This is a genomic window from Pseudonocardia sp. DxW, from assembly GCF_058448985.1.
In genome coordinates this window covers 146,140-161,851 of record NZ_JBZFLK010000009.1, presented here as the reverse complement: position 1 = coordinate 161,851, position 15,712 = coordinate 146,140, and the positions used below count along the sequence as shown (strand labels likewise).

At 74.2% G+C, this 15,712-nt stretch carries 15 protein-coding genes and 1 pseudogene; 6 read left to right on the top strand and 10 right to left on the bottom strand.

The genetic code is table 11. The features are described from left to right. Positions 1-15: 15 nt before the first annotated feature. Positions 16-957: a co-chaperone YbbN gene (locus ACVJO7_RS16205; protein WP_491673549.1), complete on the bottom strand. Its 942-nt coding sequence runs from the start codon at positions 955-957 to the stop codon at positions 16-18. 476 nt (positions 958-1,433) lie between these two features. Here ACVJO7_RS16205 and ACVJO7_RS16200 point away from each other — a divergent pair, with 476 nt between their 5' ends. Further along, entirely contained in the window at positions 1,434-1,679 is a 246-nt protein-coding gene (locus ACVJO7_RS16200) for a hypothetical protein (protein ID WP_344030447.1), read from the top strand. A gap of 113 nt (positions 1,680-1,792) precedes the next feature. Here the strand turns inward: ACVJO7_RS16200 and ACVJO7_RS16195 are convergent, their stop codons facing one another. Both ACVJO7_RS16195 and ACVJO7_RS16190 read right to left on the bottom strand, forming a co-directional pair. Further along, positions 1,793-2,692: a lipase family alpha/beta hydrolase gene (locus ACVJO7_RS16195; RefSeq protein ID WP_491673548.1), complete on the bottom strand. Its 900-nt coding sequence runs from the start codon at positions 2,690-2,692 to the stop codon at positions 1,793-1,795. Further along, positions 2,689-3,003 (bottom strand): thiamine-binding protein, encoded by a 315-nt coding sequence (locus ACVJO7_RS16190; protein WP_344030452.1) that lies wholly within the window; start codon positions 3,001-3,003, stop codon positions 2,689-2,691. The genes ACVJO7_RS16195 and ACVJO7_RS16190 overlap by 4 nt, the downstream gene beginning before the upstream one ends. Positions 3,004-3,084: 81 nt before the next feature. Here ACVJO7_RS16190 and ACVJO7_RS16185 point away from each other — a divergent pair, with 81 nt between their 5' ends. Next, entirely contained in the window at positions 3,085-3,588 is a 504-nt protein-coding gene (locus ACVJO7_RS16185; protein WP_344030455.1) for a MarR family winged helix-turn-helix transcriptional regulator, read from the top strand. 17 nt (positions 3,589-3,605) lie between these two features. On the opposite strand, the gene ACVJO7_RS16180 is transcribed toward ACVJO7_RS16185, so the two are convergent. After that, positions 3,606-3,797 (bottom strand): hypothetical protein, encoded by a 192-nt coding sequence (locus ACVJO7_RS16180; RefSeq protein ID WP_344030458.1) that lies wholly within the window; start codon positions 3,795-3,797, stop codon positions 3,606-3,608. 135 nt (positions 3,798-3,932) lie between these two features. Between ACVJO7_RS16180 and ACVJO7_RS16175 the strand changes: the two genes are divergently transcribed. Beyond that, positions 3,933-4,931, top strand: coding sequence for a helix-turn-helix domain-containing protein (locus tag ACVJO7_RS16175; protein ID WP_491673547.1), 999 nt, complete (start codon positions 3,933-3,935; stop codon positions 4,929-4,931). 57 nt (positions 4,932-4,988) lie between these two features. Here ACVJO7_RS16175 and meaB read toward each other — a convergent pair whose 3' ends face one another. Then, complete coding sequence (meaB, locus tag ACVJO7_RS16170; protein ID WP_491673546.1) at positions 4,989-5,948, bottom strand: methylmalonyl Co-A mutase-associated GTPase MeaB; 960 nt, start codon at positions 5,946-5,948, stop codon at positions 4,989-4,991. 70 nt (positions 5,949-6,018) lie between these two features. Continuing rightward, a complete protein-coding gene (locus ACVJO7_RS16165; protein WP_344024509.1) occupies positions 6,019-7,206 on the bottom strand; it encodes an acetyl-CoA C-acetyltransferase in 1,188 nt (395 codons plus the stop codon). A gap of 143 nt (positions 7,207-7,349) precedes the next feature. On the opposite strand from ACVJO7_RS16165, the gene mce reads away from it, so the two are divergent. Then, complete coding sequence (mce, locus tag ACVJO7_RS16160; RefSeq protein WP_344024508.1) at positions 7,350-7,808, top strand: methylmalonyl-CoA epimerase; 459 nt, start codon at positions 7,350-7,352, stop codon at positions 7,806-7,808. A gap of 211 nt (positions 7,809-8,019) precedes the next feature. Beyond that, a complete protein-coding gene (gene ccrA, locus ACVJO7_RS16155) occupies positions 8,020-9,351 on the top strand; it encodes a crotonyl-CoA carboxylase/reductase (RefSeq protein WP_491673545.1) in 1,332 nt (443 codons plus the stop codon). A gap of 1,118 nt (positions 9,352-10,469) precedes the next feature. Here the strand turns inward: ccrA and ACVJO7_RS16150 are convergent. The 4 genes and pseudogenes from ACVJO7_RS16150 to ACVJO7_RS16135 all read right to left on the bottom strand — a co-directional run. Further along, positions 10,470-10,775, bottom strand: a pseudogene (locus tag ACVJO7_RS16150) (Rv1322 family protein); the annotation flags it as partial. A 3-nt stretch (positions 10,776-10,778) separates the two neighbouring features. After that, complete coding sequence (locus ACVJO7_RS16145; RefSeq protein ID WP_491673544.1) at positions 10,779-12,563, bottom strand: 3-hydroxyacyl-CoA dehydrogenase family protein; 1,785 nt, start codon at positions 12,561-12,563, stop codon at positions 10,779-10,781. 135 nt (positions 12,564-12,698) lie between these two features. After that, positions 12,699-14,231: an aldehyde dehydrogenase family protein gene (locus ACVJO7_RS16140; protein WP_491673543.1), complete on the bottom strand. Its 1,533-nt coding sequence runs from the start codon at positions 14,229-14,231 to the stop codon at positions 12,699-12,701. A gap of 57 nt (positions 14,232-14,288) precedes the next feature. Beyond that, positions 14,289-14,507, bottom strand: coding sequence for a hypothetical protein (locus ACVJO7_RS16135; RefSeq protein WP_491673542.1), 219 nt, complete (start codon positions 14,505-14,507; stop codon positions 14,289-14,291). A 394-nt stretch (positions 14,508-14,901) separates the two neighbouring features. Between ACVJO7_RS16135 and ACVJO7_RS16130 the strand changes: the two genes are divergently transcribed. Beyond that, complete coding sequence (locus ACVJO7_RS16130; protein WP_491673541.1) at positions 14,902-15,699, top strand: helix-turn-helix domain-containing protein; 798 nt, start codon at positions 14,902-14,904, stop codon at positions 15,697-15,699. The last annotated feature ends 13 nt before the right edge of the window (positions 15,700-15,712 follow it).

Genomic DNA, 15,712 nt, shown 5'->3' with positions numbered 1-15,712 from the left:
AGGTCCGGGACGGACTCAGAACAGGGCCCTGCCCAGCGCGCGGCGTGCGGTGCTGACCCGCGGGTCGTCGGCCGGGAAGAGCTCGAACAGGCCGACCAGGTGCGCGCGGGCCCGGTCACGGTCCTCGCCACCGGTGCGGGACACCGTGTTCACCAGCCGGCCGAACGCGGCCTCGACGCGGTCCGCGGCCATCTCGGCGTCGGCCGCCGCGAGCTGCGCGTCGACGTCATCCGGGTTCGCGTCGGCGCGCTCGATCGCACTCGGGTCGGCCTGCTCGGCGCGGGCCAGGAACTTCACCTGGGCGAGCGCGGCCGCGGCCTGCTCGTTGGCCGGCTCGGCATCCAGGATGGCCTGGTAGGCCGCCTCGGCGGCGGCGTAGTCGCCCTGCTCGAGCGCGTCCTCGGCGGCGGTGAACCGGGGGTCCTCCGCCTCCTCCTGCTCCGCGGGCTCGCCGGTGGCCTCCGCCGCCCGGCGCTCGCCCTCGGCGATCGCGGGCATCCGCTCGCGCAGCGCGTCGAGCAGCGAGCGGACCCACTCGGCGGCCCGGTCGTCCGGGATCGCGCCGTTGACGGCGTCCACCGGCTGACCGCCGACCAGGACCACCAGCATCGGGACCTGCTGGACGCCGAACGCCTGCGCGACCCGGGGCTGCGTGTCGATGTCCACCCGGGCCAGGAGCCAGGCGCCGCCACCGGTGGACGCCAGCCGCTCGAGCTCGGCGGACAGCTGCTCCTCGCGCGGGTAGCGGCTGGCCCACAGCTCGACGACGACCGGGACCTGCAGCGACGGCTCCAGGACCTCGTTCTGGAAGCCCTGCTCGGTGGCCTCGACCACCCAGCCGCCACCGGCCGCGCCGGGCCCGCCGGGACCTGCTCCGGACGGTGTCGGCTTGTTGGCCGCGTCGGCGCGCGCCTTCAGGCCCGAGAGGTCGACCGCTCCGGCCATCGCGGAGGACATCGCCGCACGCTGGGCCGTCTGACGAGGATCTGGACGAGACACGCCGTCCATCCTGGCACGGACGCGTGTCGGCCGTGACACACCCCGCCGGTCCCCGCGGCGTACCGGTGCGGTCCCGGCCGGCGGTCCGCCCCGGCAGCCGCCGGCATCCCGCCCCGGGCGCCGCCGGCGTCCCGCCCCGGTCGCTGTCGGCGGCCCACCCGGTCGCTGTCGGCGGCCCGCCGCCCCGGTGGCCGCCGGACCACGCAGCGGCAGCGGCCGCGCACGGACGGTTCACGATCACCGGACCGGCGGAGCATCACCGGCTCCGCTCGCTCGTTGAACCCCGTGCAGGGCCTCGACGGTGACCCTGCGTCACCGAGGGCCTGCGTCATCGGGATCGGCGGCGAGATCCGCGGCGCCGATCCGGTGCGCCCCCCGAGAAGACGAGCGAGAACGCCGGACCGATGCCGGCCGCGACGGAGGAATCCCAGAAGATGAGCAACGTTCAGACCGCTGCCAAGCCGACCCTCGCCTACGTGTCGCTGGCGCTGGGCGCCCTCGCCGTGATCGCCGGGTTCCTGGTGCCGCTGTTCGCCTGGATCCTGGGGGCCGCCGGTCTGGTCGTCGGCTTCCTGGCGTTCCGCCAGCCGGCCACCGCCAAGCTGGGCCAGATCGGCATGGTGGTCAGCTTCGTGGCGATCCTGATCGGCGTGTACCACTTCACCAGCCTCATCGCCTGACGAACACGGCAGCACCACCGCGACCGGCAGCGGTCGCGGCCGGTACGAACGGCCGGTGACGGGTCCCCGTCACCGGCCGTCGTCGTGTCCGGGGCGGGCACGGCGGCCGGGGATCAGCTCCGGGCCGGGAGCGCGGTCCCCACCGCGAGATCGGCGAGCAGCCCGGCGAGCGCGGCCGGCCGGGTGAGCATCGGGAAGTGGCCGCCGGGGAGCTCGACGAGCTCCGCACCGACCCGCGCCGCCTCCCGGCGGCCGCCCGCCGGATCGACCACGCGGTCGTCCGCACAGACCACCGACACCGTGCGGACCGCGGGCCACTCCTCGATCGGGCACGGCTCCCGCAGCAGGCTCCAGTCCTGCGGCCGCAGCCGGTCCGCCGCCTCGGCGACCAGCTGCTCGCCCGCCGCCCCGGTCCGTGCGGCGAGCTCGTCGGCGACACCCCGGTAGAGACCTGCCGCGACCGTCGACGCGTCCGGCCAGAAGGTGACCGGACCGTCGCCGCGGCGGATCCCGTCGTCGTAGCCGGGCACCATCAGGTCGCCCTCCGATCTCAACCGCTCCAGCTGCGGGCGGCCCGGCTCGGGGACGAGCGCGGCGACCAGCACCAGCGCCCGGACCCGGGCGGCGCCCAGCCGGGCCGCGGCCACGGTCGCCGCCAGCCCGCCCAGCGAGTGACCGACGAGCACCACCGGCTCCCCGGCGGGATCGGAGCCCGCCGCCGCATCCGGCCCGCCGCCCGGGCCGGGCCGCGCGGCCGCGCCGGCGCCCGCCGCCGCGAGCACCGCGGCGACCTGGTCGTCGTACCCGCCGCTGTCGGCCGGCAGGTCCGGCGCGGACACCGGCACCCCGCTCCGCTCCAGCGCGGCGGTGACCGGCGCCCACGAGGAGCCGCGGTGCCATGCCCCGTGCACGAGCACCACCCGCGCCGTCCCCGGCGGGGGCGCCCCGGCCGGATCCGGGCCGCCGGGCCCGCCGCTCACGCCCCGGCCCGGGGCGTCGGGCCCGCCGCTCACGCCTCTTCCCCGCGCAGGTGCTGTTCGACCCGCTCCACCTTCGCCCGCAGCTGGCCGGTGTGCCCGGGCCGGATGTCGGCCTTGAGCACCAGGCTGACCCGCGGCGACACGGCGGAGACCGCCTCGACGGCCCGCTTGACCACGGCCATCCCCTCGTCCCAGGTCTCCGACTCGATCGTGGTGAACATCGACGTGGTCTCGTTGGGCAGCCCGGACTCCCGGACCACCCGCACCGCCTCGGCGACCGCGGCGCTGACCCCGCCGTCCCCGGACTCGGAACCGGACGGTGCGATGCTGAACGCGAAGAGCATGCCGCCACAGTGCCACGCCGACACGGGATGCCACCGCGCATGATCGCCGGGTGGCCCGGGTCCACTTGCTAGCGTCTCGCCATGGCATCTCGCGGGTCGCTCCCCTTCGACCCGATCCAGCGCGCCGCCGACCTGTGGGAGGAGCGGATCGGCCCGTCCCGGACCATGGCCGCGGTCACCAGCGTCATGCGGGTGCAGCAGATCCTGCTCTCCGAGGTGGACGGTGCGCTCCGGCCGCTCGGGCTCACCTTCGCCCGCTACGAGGCACTGGTGCTGCTCGACTTCGCCCGGCGCGGCAGCCTGCCGATGCGGGTGATGGGCGAGCGGCTGCAGCTGCACCCGACCAGCGTCACCAACATCGTCGACCGGCTGCAGGGCGACGGCCTGGTCCGCAGGCTCCCGCACCCGACCGACCGCCGGGCGACGCTGGTCGAGCTGACCACCGAGGGCCGGGCCCGGCTGGCGAAGGCCACCGCCGCGGTGACCGCCATCGAGTTCGGCCTCGGCGGCCTCGACGACGCCGACCAGGACCGGCTCACCGCACTGCTGCGCACCGTCCGCCGCGCGGCAGGCGACTTCGACTGATCCCGGCCGCCGGCCGCTCATCCCCGGCCCCCGCGGCGCCGCCGCCGGGACGGCGGGGGCAGCCCGTGCCCGTACCCGGGCCAGCTCCGCATGCCCCGCCTGCGCCAGAGCGACGGCGACCGGAGCATCCGCCGCACCGTCGCCCATCCCGCGACCGCACCGGACGCACCGGCGAGCACCACGCAGGAGACGTAGTCGACCAGGTCCATGCCGCACACTCCCGATCCCCGTGCCGACGCACCTGCCGCAGGTGCCGGAGCACCACCTGCGCCGCGCGCCGCCGTTGACGCCCTGTTGCGGCAACGGCGTTGACGCTAGCGCGGCACCCCGACAGAATCGGGCCGGTGGACGTCGGGGACGGGATGGGCGGCGATCGGGAGCGCGGCGGGCCCCCCTTCCTGCGCGCTGCTCGCCTGGACCGCGGCTGGTCGCAGGCCCACGCGGCCCGGGAGCTGGCCCGGCTCGCCGAGCGTGCCGGGGGCGGATCGGCCCGGCCGGGGAGCCTCAAGACCCAGCTGTCCCGCTGGGAGAACGGGCACGCGACCCCGGCCCCCGGCCAGCGGGCGCTGCTGGCCGAGCTCTACGGGAGCACCCCCGCCGGGCTCGGCCTTGAGCCCGCCGCCCCGGCCGGCCACGGCGGGACGGCCGGGGCCGCTCGGACGGGTGGCGCGACCGGGCCGGGCGACCGGCTGCGCGCCGCACTGGACCGGGCCGCGGCGCTCGGCGACACCGAGCTCGGGCTGCTGCGCGAGCAGCTGCGCACGATCGTCGCGCTCGACGCCCGGCTCGGCACCGCGGCGGCGCACGGCCCGCTCGCCGCGCTCGTCGAGCAGCTGCGCGACCTGCTGGAGCACTGCGTGCACCCGGATCGCGAGCGCGTGCTGGCCGAGCTGCTCGCGGGCGCCGCGCTGCTGACGGGCGAGCAGGAACGCGACCGCGATGCACCGGACCGTGCCTGGATCGCCTACGGCGTCGCCGCCGGGGCCGCGCACCGGGCGGGCGACCGCGGCACCGCCGAGCGGGCGGCGCGGCGCCGCGAGCGCCTGCGCACCGAGCTCGACAGCGAGGACGGCGGGGATCGCGGGGATCCGGCGGACGGGCCGGAGGTGGAGCGGTACCCGGCGCCCCTCCCGGTCACCGTGGAGCTCGACGGTCACCCGGCAGGCGCGGCCGCCGGGGTCCCGCTGCGCGACCGGCTGGAGGAGGCCCTGCAGGAGGCGGTCGTCGCGCACCGGGCCGGGCGCGCCGGGGAGGCCACCGGCGCGGCCGCACGGGCTCGCCGGCTCGCGCTGCGTGCCGGATCGGCCCGCGCGCTCGCGGTGCTCGCCCGGCTCGGCCGGTGAGCGGGCCGGGCACAACCCGTGCCGGCGGACCGAGCGGGCAGCCCGGCCCGGCCCGGCTCAGCCCGACTGGCCGAGCAGCTCGTCCGCAGCCGCCCACGGGTCCAGCTCACCGGCCAGCACCCGCCCGGTCAGTGCCTCCAGCGCGTCCCCGCCGCGCACCCGTTCCATCCGCGCGCGCACCTGCTCCATCCCGATCGCCTCGATCTCGCGCCGGACCCGCTCGTGCCGGCGCCGGTCCCGCTCGCCGGACTTGCCCGCCCAGGCCAGGTGGTCGTCGAGGGCGTCGGCGAGCGCGCCGATCCCCTCTGAGCGGGAGGCGACGGTCATCAGCACCGGCGCCTCCCAGGCGTCGGTGCCGCCGTGGTCGCGCAGGTGCAGCATGTTGCGGAGCTCGCGCACGGTCCGCCGGGCGCCCTCCCGGTCGGCCTTGTTGACCACGAAGACGTCACCGATCTCCAGGATCCCGGCCTTCGCCGCCTGGATGCCGTCACCCATCCCCGGCGCCATCAGCACCACGGTGCTGTCGGCCAGTCCGACGATCTCCACCTCGGACTGCCCGACCCCGACGGTCTCGATCAGGATCACGTCGCAGCCCGCGGCGTCGAGCACCCGCAGGGCCTGCGGCGTCGCCCAGGACAGCCCGCCGAGGTGCCCGCGGGTGGCCATCGACCGGATGAAGACGCCGTCGTCGTCGGCGTGCTCCCCCATCCGCACCCGGTCGCCGAGCAGTGCGCCCCCGCTGAACGGCGACGACGGGTCCACCGCGAGCACGCCGACCCGGCGGTCCCGGGCCCGGAGCTCGCTGACCAGCGCCGAGGTGCTGGTCGACTTCCCGACGCCGGGCGATCCGGTCAGCCCGACGACGTGGGCCCCGCCGGTGTGCGGGGTCAGGGCGGCGGACACCGCACGCAGCTGCGGCCCGGCGTTCTCCACCATCGAGATCAGCCGGGCGACGGCGAGCTGCTGACCGGCGCGCGCCCGCTCGACGAGCTCGTGGGGGTCCGGCGGTCCGGGCACGATCGGTTCCTCCAGCGGGGACATGCGTCGGCCCCCGCCACGGCGGGGGCCGACGATCGTCACACAGGGATCAGGGCTTCGGCACGCGGATGATCAGGGCGTCACCCTGGCCGCCGCCGCCGCACAGCGCGGCCGCGCCGACACCGCCGCCGCGGGACCTGAGCGCGAGCGCCAGGTGCAGCGCGATCCGGGCCCCGGACATCCCGATCGGGTGACCGAGCGCGATGGCGCCGCCGTCGACGTTGACCTTGTCCTCGTCGATGCCCAGCTTGCGGGTGGACACGATGCCGACCGCCGCGAACGCCTCGTTGATCTCGACCAGGTCGAGATCGGCGGGCTGGATGCCCTCCTTCTCGCAGGCCTTCGCGATCGCGTTCGCGGGCTGCTCGTGCAGGCTGGCGTCCGGCCCGGCGACGACGCCGTGCGCGCCGATCTCGGCGATCCAGTCCAGCCCGAGCTCCTGCGCCTTGGCCTTGCTCATCACCACGACGGCGGCCGCGCCGTCGGAGATCTGCGACGCCGAGCCCGCGGTGATCGTGCCGTCGGAGGCGAACGCGGGGCGCAGCCTGCCCAGGCTCTCGGCGGTGGTGTCGCCGCGGACGCCCTCGTCGGTGGCGAAGATGACCGGGTCGCCCTTGCGCTGCGGGATCTCGACCGGGGTGATCTCCTGCTCGAACGTGCCGTCCCCGGCGGCCCGGGCGGCCAGCTGGTGCGAGCGGGCGGAGAAGGCGTCCTGCTCCTCGCGGGTCAGGCCGTAGCGCTCGTTGTACTTCTCCGTCGAGGCACCCATCGCGACCTGGTCGAAGGCGCAGAACAGGCCGTCGTAGGACATGTGGTCGGTGAGCGTGGCGTCGCCGAACTTGGTGCCCTCGCGGGACTTGGTGAGCAGGTGCGGCGCCTGGGTCATCGACTCCTGGCCGCCGGCCACCACGACGTCGAACTCGCCGGCCCGGATGAGCTGGTCGGCGAGCGCGATCGCGTCGACGCCGGAGAGGCACACCTTGTTGATGGTCAGTGCCGGGACGTCCATCGGGATGCCGGCGGCGACCGCCGCCTGGCGGGCCGGGATCTGCCCGGCGCCCGCGGTCAGCACCTGGCCCATGATCGTGTACTCGACCTGCTCCGGTGCGACGCCGGCCCGTTCCAGCGCCGCCTTGATGGCGATCCCACCCAGCTGCGCGCCGGTGAATCCCTTCAGCGAGCCGAGCAGACGGCCCATCGGCGTGCGGGCGCCGGCGACGATCACGGTTCCGGACACGGGGTCCTCCAGCAAGCTTCGTTGACAGGTGGGCGGGCGGTCACCATACCCACGCGCTCCGCGGTCGCGGGACACGTCGGAGGGAGGGGGTGACCAGTGGCACACGGGCCTACTCGCCGGTAGTCACGGTAGCTTCTGCCCTCATGACGACAACCGATGATGTCCTGTCGCCGCTGGTCGTGGCCGTCGACCACGTCGGGATCGCGGTGCCCGACCTGGACGAGGCGATCCGCTGGTACGCCGACAATCTGGGCCTGGTCGCCGTGCACGAGGAGACCAACGCCGAGCAGGGCGTGCGGGAGGCGATGCTCGGTGCGCCGGGCGAGCCGGCCGGGGCCACGAAGGTGCAGCTGCTCGCCCCGCTGGACGAGAACTCGACGATCGCCAAGTTCATCGACCGCAACGGCCCCGGGCTGCAGCAGGTCGCCTACCGGGTCACCGACGTGGCGGCCGCCGCGGACGCGCTGCGCGCGAAGGGACTGCGGCTGCTCTACGACGAGCCGCGCCGGGGCACGTCGAACTCGAAGGTCAACTTCGTGCACCCGAAGGACGCGGGCGGGGTGCTGGTCGAGCTCGTCGAGCCGGGCTCTGATCAGCACTGATCCAGTACCTGTTTGAGAACCGGTCCGGGACGGCCCCCACCCGGAAGGTCAGTACGGACGTCCGGTGGTCTGGGTCACGAACTCGCGCCGGGGCTCACACCGGGCGTCGCACAACGGTTAACATACTACGCGGTAACTTGCGGTATCCCAAGCAAGTACGGGTGAATGCACCTGATCACTCCCCTAGCAACGTCGCCATCGGAGGCCAGCAGTGAAGGACATCCGCGACGCCATCCTCGCCGGGCAGTTCGCCGACGTCGGCGGCCTGGAGGTGCCCGAGAGCTACCAGGGCGTCACCGTCCGGGCCGAGGACGCCGACATGTTCGAGGGTCTGACCACCAAGGACAAGGACCCCCGCAAGAGCCTGCGGCTCGAGGAGGTCCCGGTCCCGGAGCTCGGTCCCGGTGAGGCGCTGGTGGCCGTCATGGCCAGCGCCATCAACTACAACACCGTGTGGACGTCGATCTTCGAGCCGGTCTCGACGTTCAGCTTCCTCAAGCGCTACGGCAAGCTCTCGCCGCTCACCAAGCGGCACGACCTGCCATACCACGTGGTCGGCTCCGACCTGGCCGGCGTCGTCGTGCAGACCGGGCCCGGGGTCAACGCCTGGAAGGCCGGCGACCAGGTCGTCGCGCACTGCCTGTCGGTCGAGCTGGAGAGCCCGGACGGGCACTCCGACACGATGATGGACCCGGAGCAGCGGATCTGGGGCTTCGAGACGAACTTCGGCGGGCTCGCCGAGCTGGCCCTGGTGAAGTCCAACCAGCTGATGCCCAAGCCCGCGCACCTCACCTGGGAGGAGGCCGCGTCCCCCGGGCTGGTGAACTCCACCGCCTACCGGCAGCTGGTGTCCCGCAACGGCGCCGACATGAAGCAGGGCGACGTGGTGCTGATCTGGGGCGCCTCCGGCGGCCTCGGCTCCTACGCCACCCAGTTCGCGCTGAACGGCGGCGCGACGCCGGTCTGTGTCGTCTCCTCCGAGGAGAAGGCGCAGATCTGCCGGGACATGGGCGCCGAGCTGGTCATCGACCGCAACGCCGAGGGCTACAAGTTCTGGAAGGACCCGCAGACCCAGGACCCGCGCGAGTGGAAGCGGTTCGGCGCGAAGATCCGTGAGCTCACCGGCGGCGAGGACCCGGACATCGTGTTCGAGCACCCCGGCCGGGAGACCTTCGGCGCCAGCGTCTACGTGACCCGCAAGGGCGGCCAGATCGTCACCTGCGCGTCGACGTCGGGGTACATGCACGAGTTCGACAACCGCTACCTGTGGATGAACCTCAAGCGGATCGTCGGCTCGCACTTCGCGAACTACCGCGAGGCGTACGAGGCGAACCGGCTGGTGGCCAAGGGCATGATCCACCCGACGCTGTCCCGGGTGTACCCGCTGGCCGAGACCGGCCAGGCCGCCTACGACGTGCACCGCAACACCCACCAGGGCAAGGTCGGCGTGCTCGCGCTGGCGCCCGAGGAGGGGCTGGGCGTGACGGACCCGGAGACCCGGGAGAAGCACATCGAGGGCATCAACCGCTTCCGCGGGGTGTGAGTGTGTCTCGGCTGTGCCTTTCGGCACAGCCGAGGCCACGGCCCGACGGTACGGTGAGTCCATGGCCGGTGACCACGATGTACCCGTACCACGAACCGGTTTCTCGGTCGCGCGCCGCGGTTACGACCAGGCGCAGGTCGACAGCCACCTGCGGCGGCTCGACGCCGAGGTGCGGATGCTCGCCGCAGACCGGGACGCCGCGGTCGCCCAGAACACCCGGCTGAGCCGCGAGCTCGACGACGCCCGCACCCGGGCCGAGGCGCTGCAGCAGCAGGTCAGCCGGCTGGCCGGGCCGCCGCAGAGCGTGCAGGGCATGAGCGAGCGGCTGCGTTCGATGCTGCGTCTCGCCGAGGACGAGGTCGCCGAGATGCACGCCCGCGCCGAGCGGGAGGTCGCCGAGCAGCGCCGGCAGGCCGACGAGCACGCCCGGGTGGTGGTGGCCGAGGCGCGTGCGCACGCCGAGCAGATCGTCGCCGACGCCGAGGCGCGCCGGGCCGAGCTGGACCGGCGGTCCGACGAGCGCGAGCGGGCCGTCACCGAGGAGCAGGCGCGCGTCGAGCGGGAGCTGGCGGACCTGCGGGAGCGCACCCGGGCCGAGCTGGAGCAGGCCCGCAGCAGTACCGAGGCCGAGCTGGCCGAGCTGCGGTCGCGCACCGAGCAGGACCTGGCCGAGCAGGAGCGCACGGTCACCGAGCGGATCACCCGCGCGGACGCGGAGGCCCGGGAGAACCGGGAGCAGGTGGAGCACGACTTCCGGATCGCGATGGACCAGCGCCGCAGCGAGGCGCTGACCACGCTGTTCGCCGAGCGGGACGCGCTGACCGAGGAGATCGGCCGGCGCAACCGCGAGGCCGACGAGCAGATCCGCCGGTCGCTGGACGAGGCCCGGGCCGAGGGCGAGCGGATCCGGGCCGAGGCGCAGCGGGACGCCGAGGAGATCACCGCGCGGGCCCGCCGGCGGGTCGGGCAGCTCACCGAGCTGCGGGACCGGGTCGCCGACCAGCTGCGGGCCGCCCGCGGGCTGATCGACGACGCGGCCGGGGACCTGGACGCGGGGCCGGGGCTCGACCCGGCGGACGCCGCAGGCGCCTCGCCGGAGCAGTCCGGGACGCCGGGCGACGACCCGGCCGTCGCCGGTCCCGGGCGTTCCAGCAGGGCAGGTGCCAGTGCCTGCGGTCCTCGACCCCGCCGGTGCCGTCGGCCGGCCAGGCCACCACGTGCGGCGTCCCGGAGGGGAGTAGCTGGTCGCAGCCCGGGCAGCGGTAGGTCTTCACGTCGTTGCCGCCGGGCACCCGACGGACGTTCCACTCGCCGTCCCGGGCGCTCTCCCGGGAGGTGACCATGCCGCTGCCCAGCGGCGGCGCGACGGGGCGGCCCCGCCCCCGTTCCGAGGGGCGGGGCCGCCGCGCACGCCGGCCCGCCATGCCTCAGCGCTGCGTGTAGTCCCGGAACCCGTGCCCGGTCTTGCGGCCCAGCCGGCCCGCGGTGACCAGGTGCTCCAGCAGCGGCGCCGGCGCGAACCCGGACTGCCGGAACTCCGAGTACAGCGAGCGCTCGATCGCCAGCGACACGTCCAGGCCGACCACGTCGAGCAGCTCGAACGGGCCCATCGGGAGGGCACAGCCGGTCTTCATCGCGGCGTCGATGTCGTCGGCGGTGGCGTAGTGCGCCTCCAGCATCTTCACCGCGTCGTTCAGGTACGGGAACAGCAGTGCGTTGACGATGAACCCGGCCCGGTCGCCGCAGCTGACCGGCACCTTCTTCAGCTTCTGGGTGACCGCGAGCACGGTGGCGGCGACCTCGCGGGAGGTCCCGATCGTCGAGACGACCTCGACCAGCTTCATCACCGGCGCCGGGTTGAAGAAGTGCATCCCGATCACGTCACCGGGCCGGCGGGTGGCCGCGGCGCACTCCACGACCGGCAGCGACGACGTCGTCGTCGCCATGATCGCGCCCGGCTTGCAGATGTCGTCGAGCGCACCGAACATGGCCCGCTTGACGTCGAGCTCCTCGGCGACGGCCTCGACGACCAGATCGACGTCGGCCATGTCCTCCAGCGAGGTGGTGCCGGTGATCCGACCGATGATCGCGTCCCGGTCGGACTCCTCCAGCTTCCCGCGGGCGACCGCCTTGTCCAGCGACTTGCGCACGTGCGCGAGCGAGCCGTCGACCTTGGACTCGCTGCGGCCGCGCACGACGACGTCGTACCCGGCCTTGGCGAAGACCTCGACGATGCCCGACGCCATCGTGCCGGTCCCGACCACACCGACCCGGCTGACGTCGCGCAGGGTCACGTCCTCGGGCACCGTCGACGACGGGGTCTCGTCGTCCGGCACCACGGTCGAGCTGTGCGGTGCCTCGTAGGTGTAGAAGCCGCGCCCGGTCTTCCGGCCGAGCAGCCCGGCGGTGATCATCTGCTTGAACACCGGGTTCGGCGCGTGCAGCAGGTTGCGCGACTCCCGGTACATCGTCTCGAGGATCTCGTAGGCGGTGTCGAGCCCGATCAGGTCGAGCAGCGCCAGCGGACCCATCGGGTAGCCGCAGCCGTAGCGCATGCCGGCGTCGAGGTCCTCGCGGCTGGCGTAGCGCTCGGCGTACATCTTCGCCGCGTGGTTGAGGTAGCCGAACAGCAGCGCGTTCGCGATGAACCCGGCGCGGTCGCCGATGACGACCGGGACCTTGCCCAGCGAGTCGGCGAACGCCTTGACGTCGTCGATCACCTCCGGCTCGGTGACCACCGTGCGCACCACCTCGACCAGCTTCTGCACCGGCGCCGGGTTGAAGAAGTGCATCCCGACGACCTTGCCGGGGCGCTTGGTCCGCACCGCCAGCTCGGTCACCGACAGCGACGAGGTGTTGGAGCAGAGGATGGTGTCCTCGGCGACGACGCCGTCCACCGTCGCGAAGATCTCGGCCTTCGCCTCCAGGTTCTCCGGGATGGCCTCGACGACCAGCTGGGCCGGGGCGAGATCGGCCATCGACGTGGTGACCGTGATCCGCCCGAGCAGCTCGTCGGCCTGCTCCTGGGTCAGCTTGCCGCGCTGCACCGCCCGTCCGGTGGACGCCGCCAGGTGGGTCTTGCCCCGCTCCCCGGCGTCGGCGTCGACCTCGACGGCGATCACCTCGAGGCCGTTGCGGGCGAAGACCTCGACGATCCCCGCGCCCATGGTGCCGAGGCCGACCACTCCGACCGTCCGGATCTCGCGTGCCACGCTGCAACCTCCCAGTTGGACGTCTCTGTCGTCGCGCGCGATCCTGCCATCCGGGTCGCTACCGGTGGGTATGGTGCGACCAGGGCCACCCGCCCGCGCTGACCGGACGGGCAGTACCGCCGGGCGCGGCGGCCGTCACCGACCGTGCCGGGCCTTCACCACCCCGACCAGCGCCTGCATGGTCTTCGCGGTCCGCCGGAACGAGGTCACCGCGACCGGCAGCGCGAACCGCTGCCGGGCCACCGACTGCGCCCGGGTGAACTCGCGCAGGCCGTCGGCGCCGTGGATCCGGCCGAACCCGGACTCCCCCACCCCGCCGAAGGGCAGCGACGGGATGCCGGCGAACGAGATGACGCCGTTGATCGAGACCATCCCGCAGCGCAGCCGGGCGGCGATCTCGTCGCCGCGCTTCGCGGAGAACACGGTGGCGCCGAGGCCGTAGCCGGTGGCGTTGGCGCGGCGGACCGCCTCGTCGACGTCCGGCACCCGGTTCACCACCACCAGCGGCCCGAACGTCTCCTCGGTGACGGCGACCGAGTCCTCCGGGACGTCGGCGATCACCACCGGGGAGATGGTGCCGTCGTCGTGCACGGACTCCGCGCCGCCGACGATCGCCCGGCCGCCCGCCGACAGCGCCTCGGTGACGTGCCTGCGCACGATCTCGGTCTGCGACGGCATCGTCATCGGGCCCAGGTCGCCCTCGTTGGCCGCGGTGCCGACCCGCAGCTTCGACGCGGCCGCGCGGACCTTCTCCAGGAAGCGCCCGGCGACGGTCTCCACGACGTAGACCCGTTCCACGCCGACGCAGGTCTGCCCGGCGTTGGACATCCCGCCCCAGACGGCGGCGTCCGCGGCGGCGTCCAGGTCGGCGTCGGCGTCGATGATCAGCGGGTCCTTGCCGCCGCACTCCATCAGCACCGGGACCAGGTTCTCGGCGCAGGCGGCCATCACCCGGCGGCCGGTCGCGGCCGACCCGGTGAACGCGATCTTGCCGACGCCCGGCGCCCGGCACAGCTCGGCGCCGGTCGCCCCGAACCCGGTGACGACGCTCAGCAGCGGGTAGCGGCCGACCTCGGGCACCGCCTCGGCGAGGGTGCGCGCCAGCTCGTGCGCGACGCCCGGGGTGAGTTCGGACGGCTTGAACACCACCGTGTTGCCCGCGGCGAGCGCGTAGGCGATCGACCCCATCGGCGTGAAGATCGGGTAGTTCCACGGCCCGATGACGCCGACCACGCCGAGCGGCCGGTACGCCACCGATGCGGCCTGGTTCGCCATCAGCAGGCCCGGCGACACCGACTTCCGCCCGAGCACCTTCGCCGCGTTCGCCGACGCCCAGTCCAGGTGGTCGATCGTCAGGACGACCTCGAGCCGGGCGTCGTCGAACGGCTTGCCGGTCTCGTCGGCCACCACCCGGGCGACCCGGTCGAGCTGGCGGACCAGCACCTTCTTCCAGGCGGCCAGCCGGGTGCGGCGGCCGGCGAAGCCGAGGCCGTCCCACCAGGCGGCGGCCTCGCCCGCAGCGCGGACGGCGGCGCGCACGTGCTCGGCGTCGTGCACCGGGTAGCGGGCGAGCTCGGCGCCGGTGCGCGGGGACAGCGACGCGAAGTCGGTACTACCGGCGGGATCGGTGGCGGCGGTCACGGCGGAGTCAGCGGCGGTGGCACTCACGTGATCAGCGTAAACGCCCGCGGAAGGTCCAGCCGGGCCCGTACTGGCCCCGGAAGGTCAGCCTCGGCGACGCCGCCGACCCAGCTCCACCCGAACCCGGTGCACGGTGCCCGCGGCGCCGACGTGAACGGTCCGGGTCCCGTGCGGGACGGTCAACCGCCGCTCGCGGCTCAGCTCCAGCTCCCACGACCGCAGGATCCGGCTGTCCGGCCCCAGCGCGGTGATCACGATCAGCTGCCGCTGCCGCCGCCGGACGACCCGGCCCCACCTGATCATGCCCCGCTCCGGTCCTGAGCAGCGGACTGAATATTCGCCACGTGAGCGGGATCTACCGCAGCGTCGGCGCTGAGGATATGCATCTCACGCATTGACTACTGTGGGATGGGCGGCCACTCTGGCGGTCCGAGCACAGCGGGGGCCGCCATGACCTGGACCGAATCCACCATCCTGGCCAGCGCGTCGGGCACCGGGGACAGCGCCGATCGCTGGGGCTGCCCGGCGGTGCACGAGTTCCCGGGATCCCGGATCGCCATTTCGTGATCAGCCGGGACGACCTGACCGACGACGAGCACGCCGCGTTGGCCGGACAGGTCGGCCACGACGCCCAGGGGCGGCCCGAATGGTGGGCGCGTCATTCCGAGTTCCACCGACGAGAAGGCTCAGCGCTCCGGTGCCACCAGTCCAGCCCGTCACCGACCGGGACCGCATCGCCCAGCTGATGGTGCTCGTCCGCGGTGACCTGCGCCAGACCGAGGCCGCCGCACGGAGCGGGCTGAGCCAGCCCTCGATCTCGAAGGCCGAGACCGGCCGGTCCACCCCGCAACCCGCGGCCGCCGAGTCCTACGCACGCGCGCTGGGCGCCCCCGCGGCGCTCCGCAGGGAGCTGGTCGAACTGTGCCGGGCGGCCCAGGCCGAGCTCATCACCAGCCAGAACCGCATCGTGCGCCGGGGGCCCGAGATCCAGCGCCGGATCCGGCTGCTGGAGTCGCAGTCCGACGTGATCCGGTCCTGGCAGCCCGAGATCGTGCCCGGGCTCATGCAGTCCTGGGACTACACCCTCGCCGTGATCGAGCGGCCGACCGCCCCCAAGTGGGAGCGTGAACGCCGCGCCCGGCTGGCCCTGCTCGACGACGCCGACCGCCGGTTCCTCCAGCTCGTCGCGGAGAGCGTGCTGCGCTACGTCATCGGGTCCGACGCGATCATGCGTGCCCAGCGGGAGCATCTGATCGCCCTGTCCCGGCGCCCCAACATCCGCCTCGGCGTCCTCCCGTTCGGTCCACCCCTGCCGCCGCCCCCGCCCGGGTTCCACCTCTATGCCGACCGGATGGCCGTCTCCGAGACCATCGCCGGAACGAACTTCCTGGACGAACGCGCCGATCTCGACGCCTACCGGGCGGCGTGGGACCGGCTCGACGCCGCCGCGCTGCACGGCGACGCGGCCCGCGATCTCATCGGCTCCATCCGCTGAACCCGGCGGACGC

Coding starts and splice junctions, on each gene's coding strand:
- ACVJO7_RS16205 (WP_491673549.1), bottom strand. CDS start 957: ATGTCCTCCGCGATGGCCGGAGCGGTCGACCTCTCGGGCCTGAAGGCG.
- ACVJO7_RS16200 (WP_344030447.1), top strand. CDS start 1,434: ATGAGCAACGTTCAGACCGCTGCCAAGCCGACCCTCGCCTACGTGTCG.
- ACVJO7_RS16190 (WP_344030452.1), bottom strand. CDS start 3,003: ATGCTCTTCGCGTTCAGCATCGCACCGTCCGGTTCCGAGTCCGGGGAC.
- ACVJO7_RS16185 (WP_344030455.1), top strand. CDS start 3,085: ATGGCATCTCGCGGGTCGCTCCCCTTCGACCCGATCCAGCGCGCCGCC.
- ACVJO7_RS16180 (WP_344030458.1), bottom strand. CDS start 3,797: ATGGACCTGGTCGACTACGTCTCCTGCGTGGTGCTCGCCGGTGCGTCC.
- mce (WP_344024508.1), top strand. CDS start 7,350: ATGACGACAACCGATGATGTCCTGTCGCCGCTGGTCGTGGCCGTCGAC.
- ACVJO7_RS16135 (WP_491673542.1), bottom strand. CDS start 14,507: ATGATCAGGTGGGGCCGGGTCGTCCGGCGGCGGCAGCGGCAGCTGATC.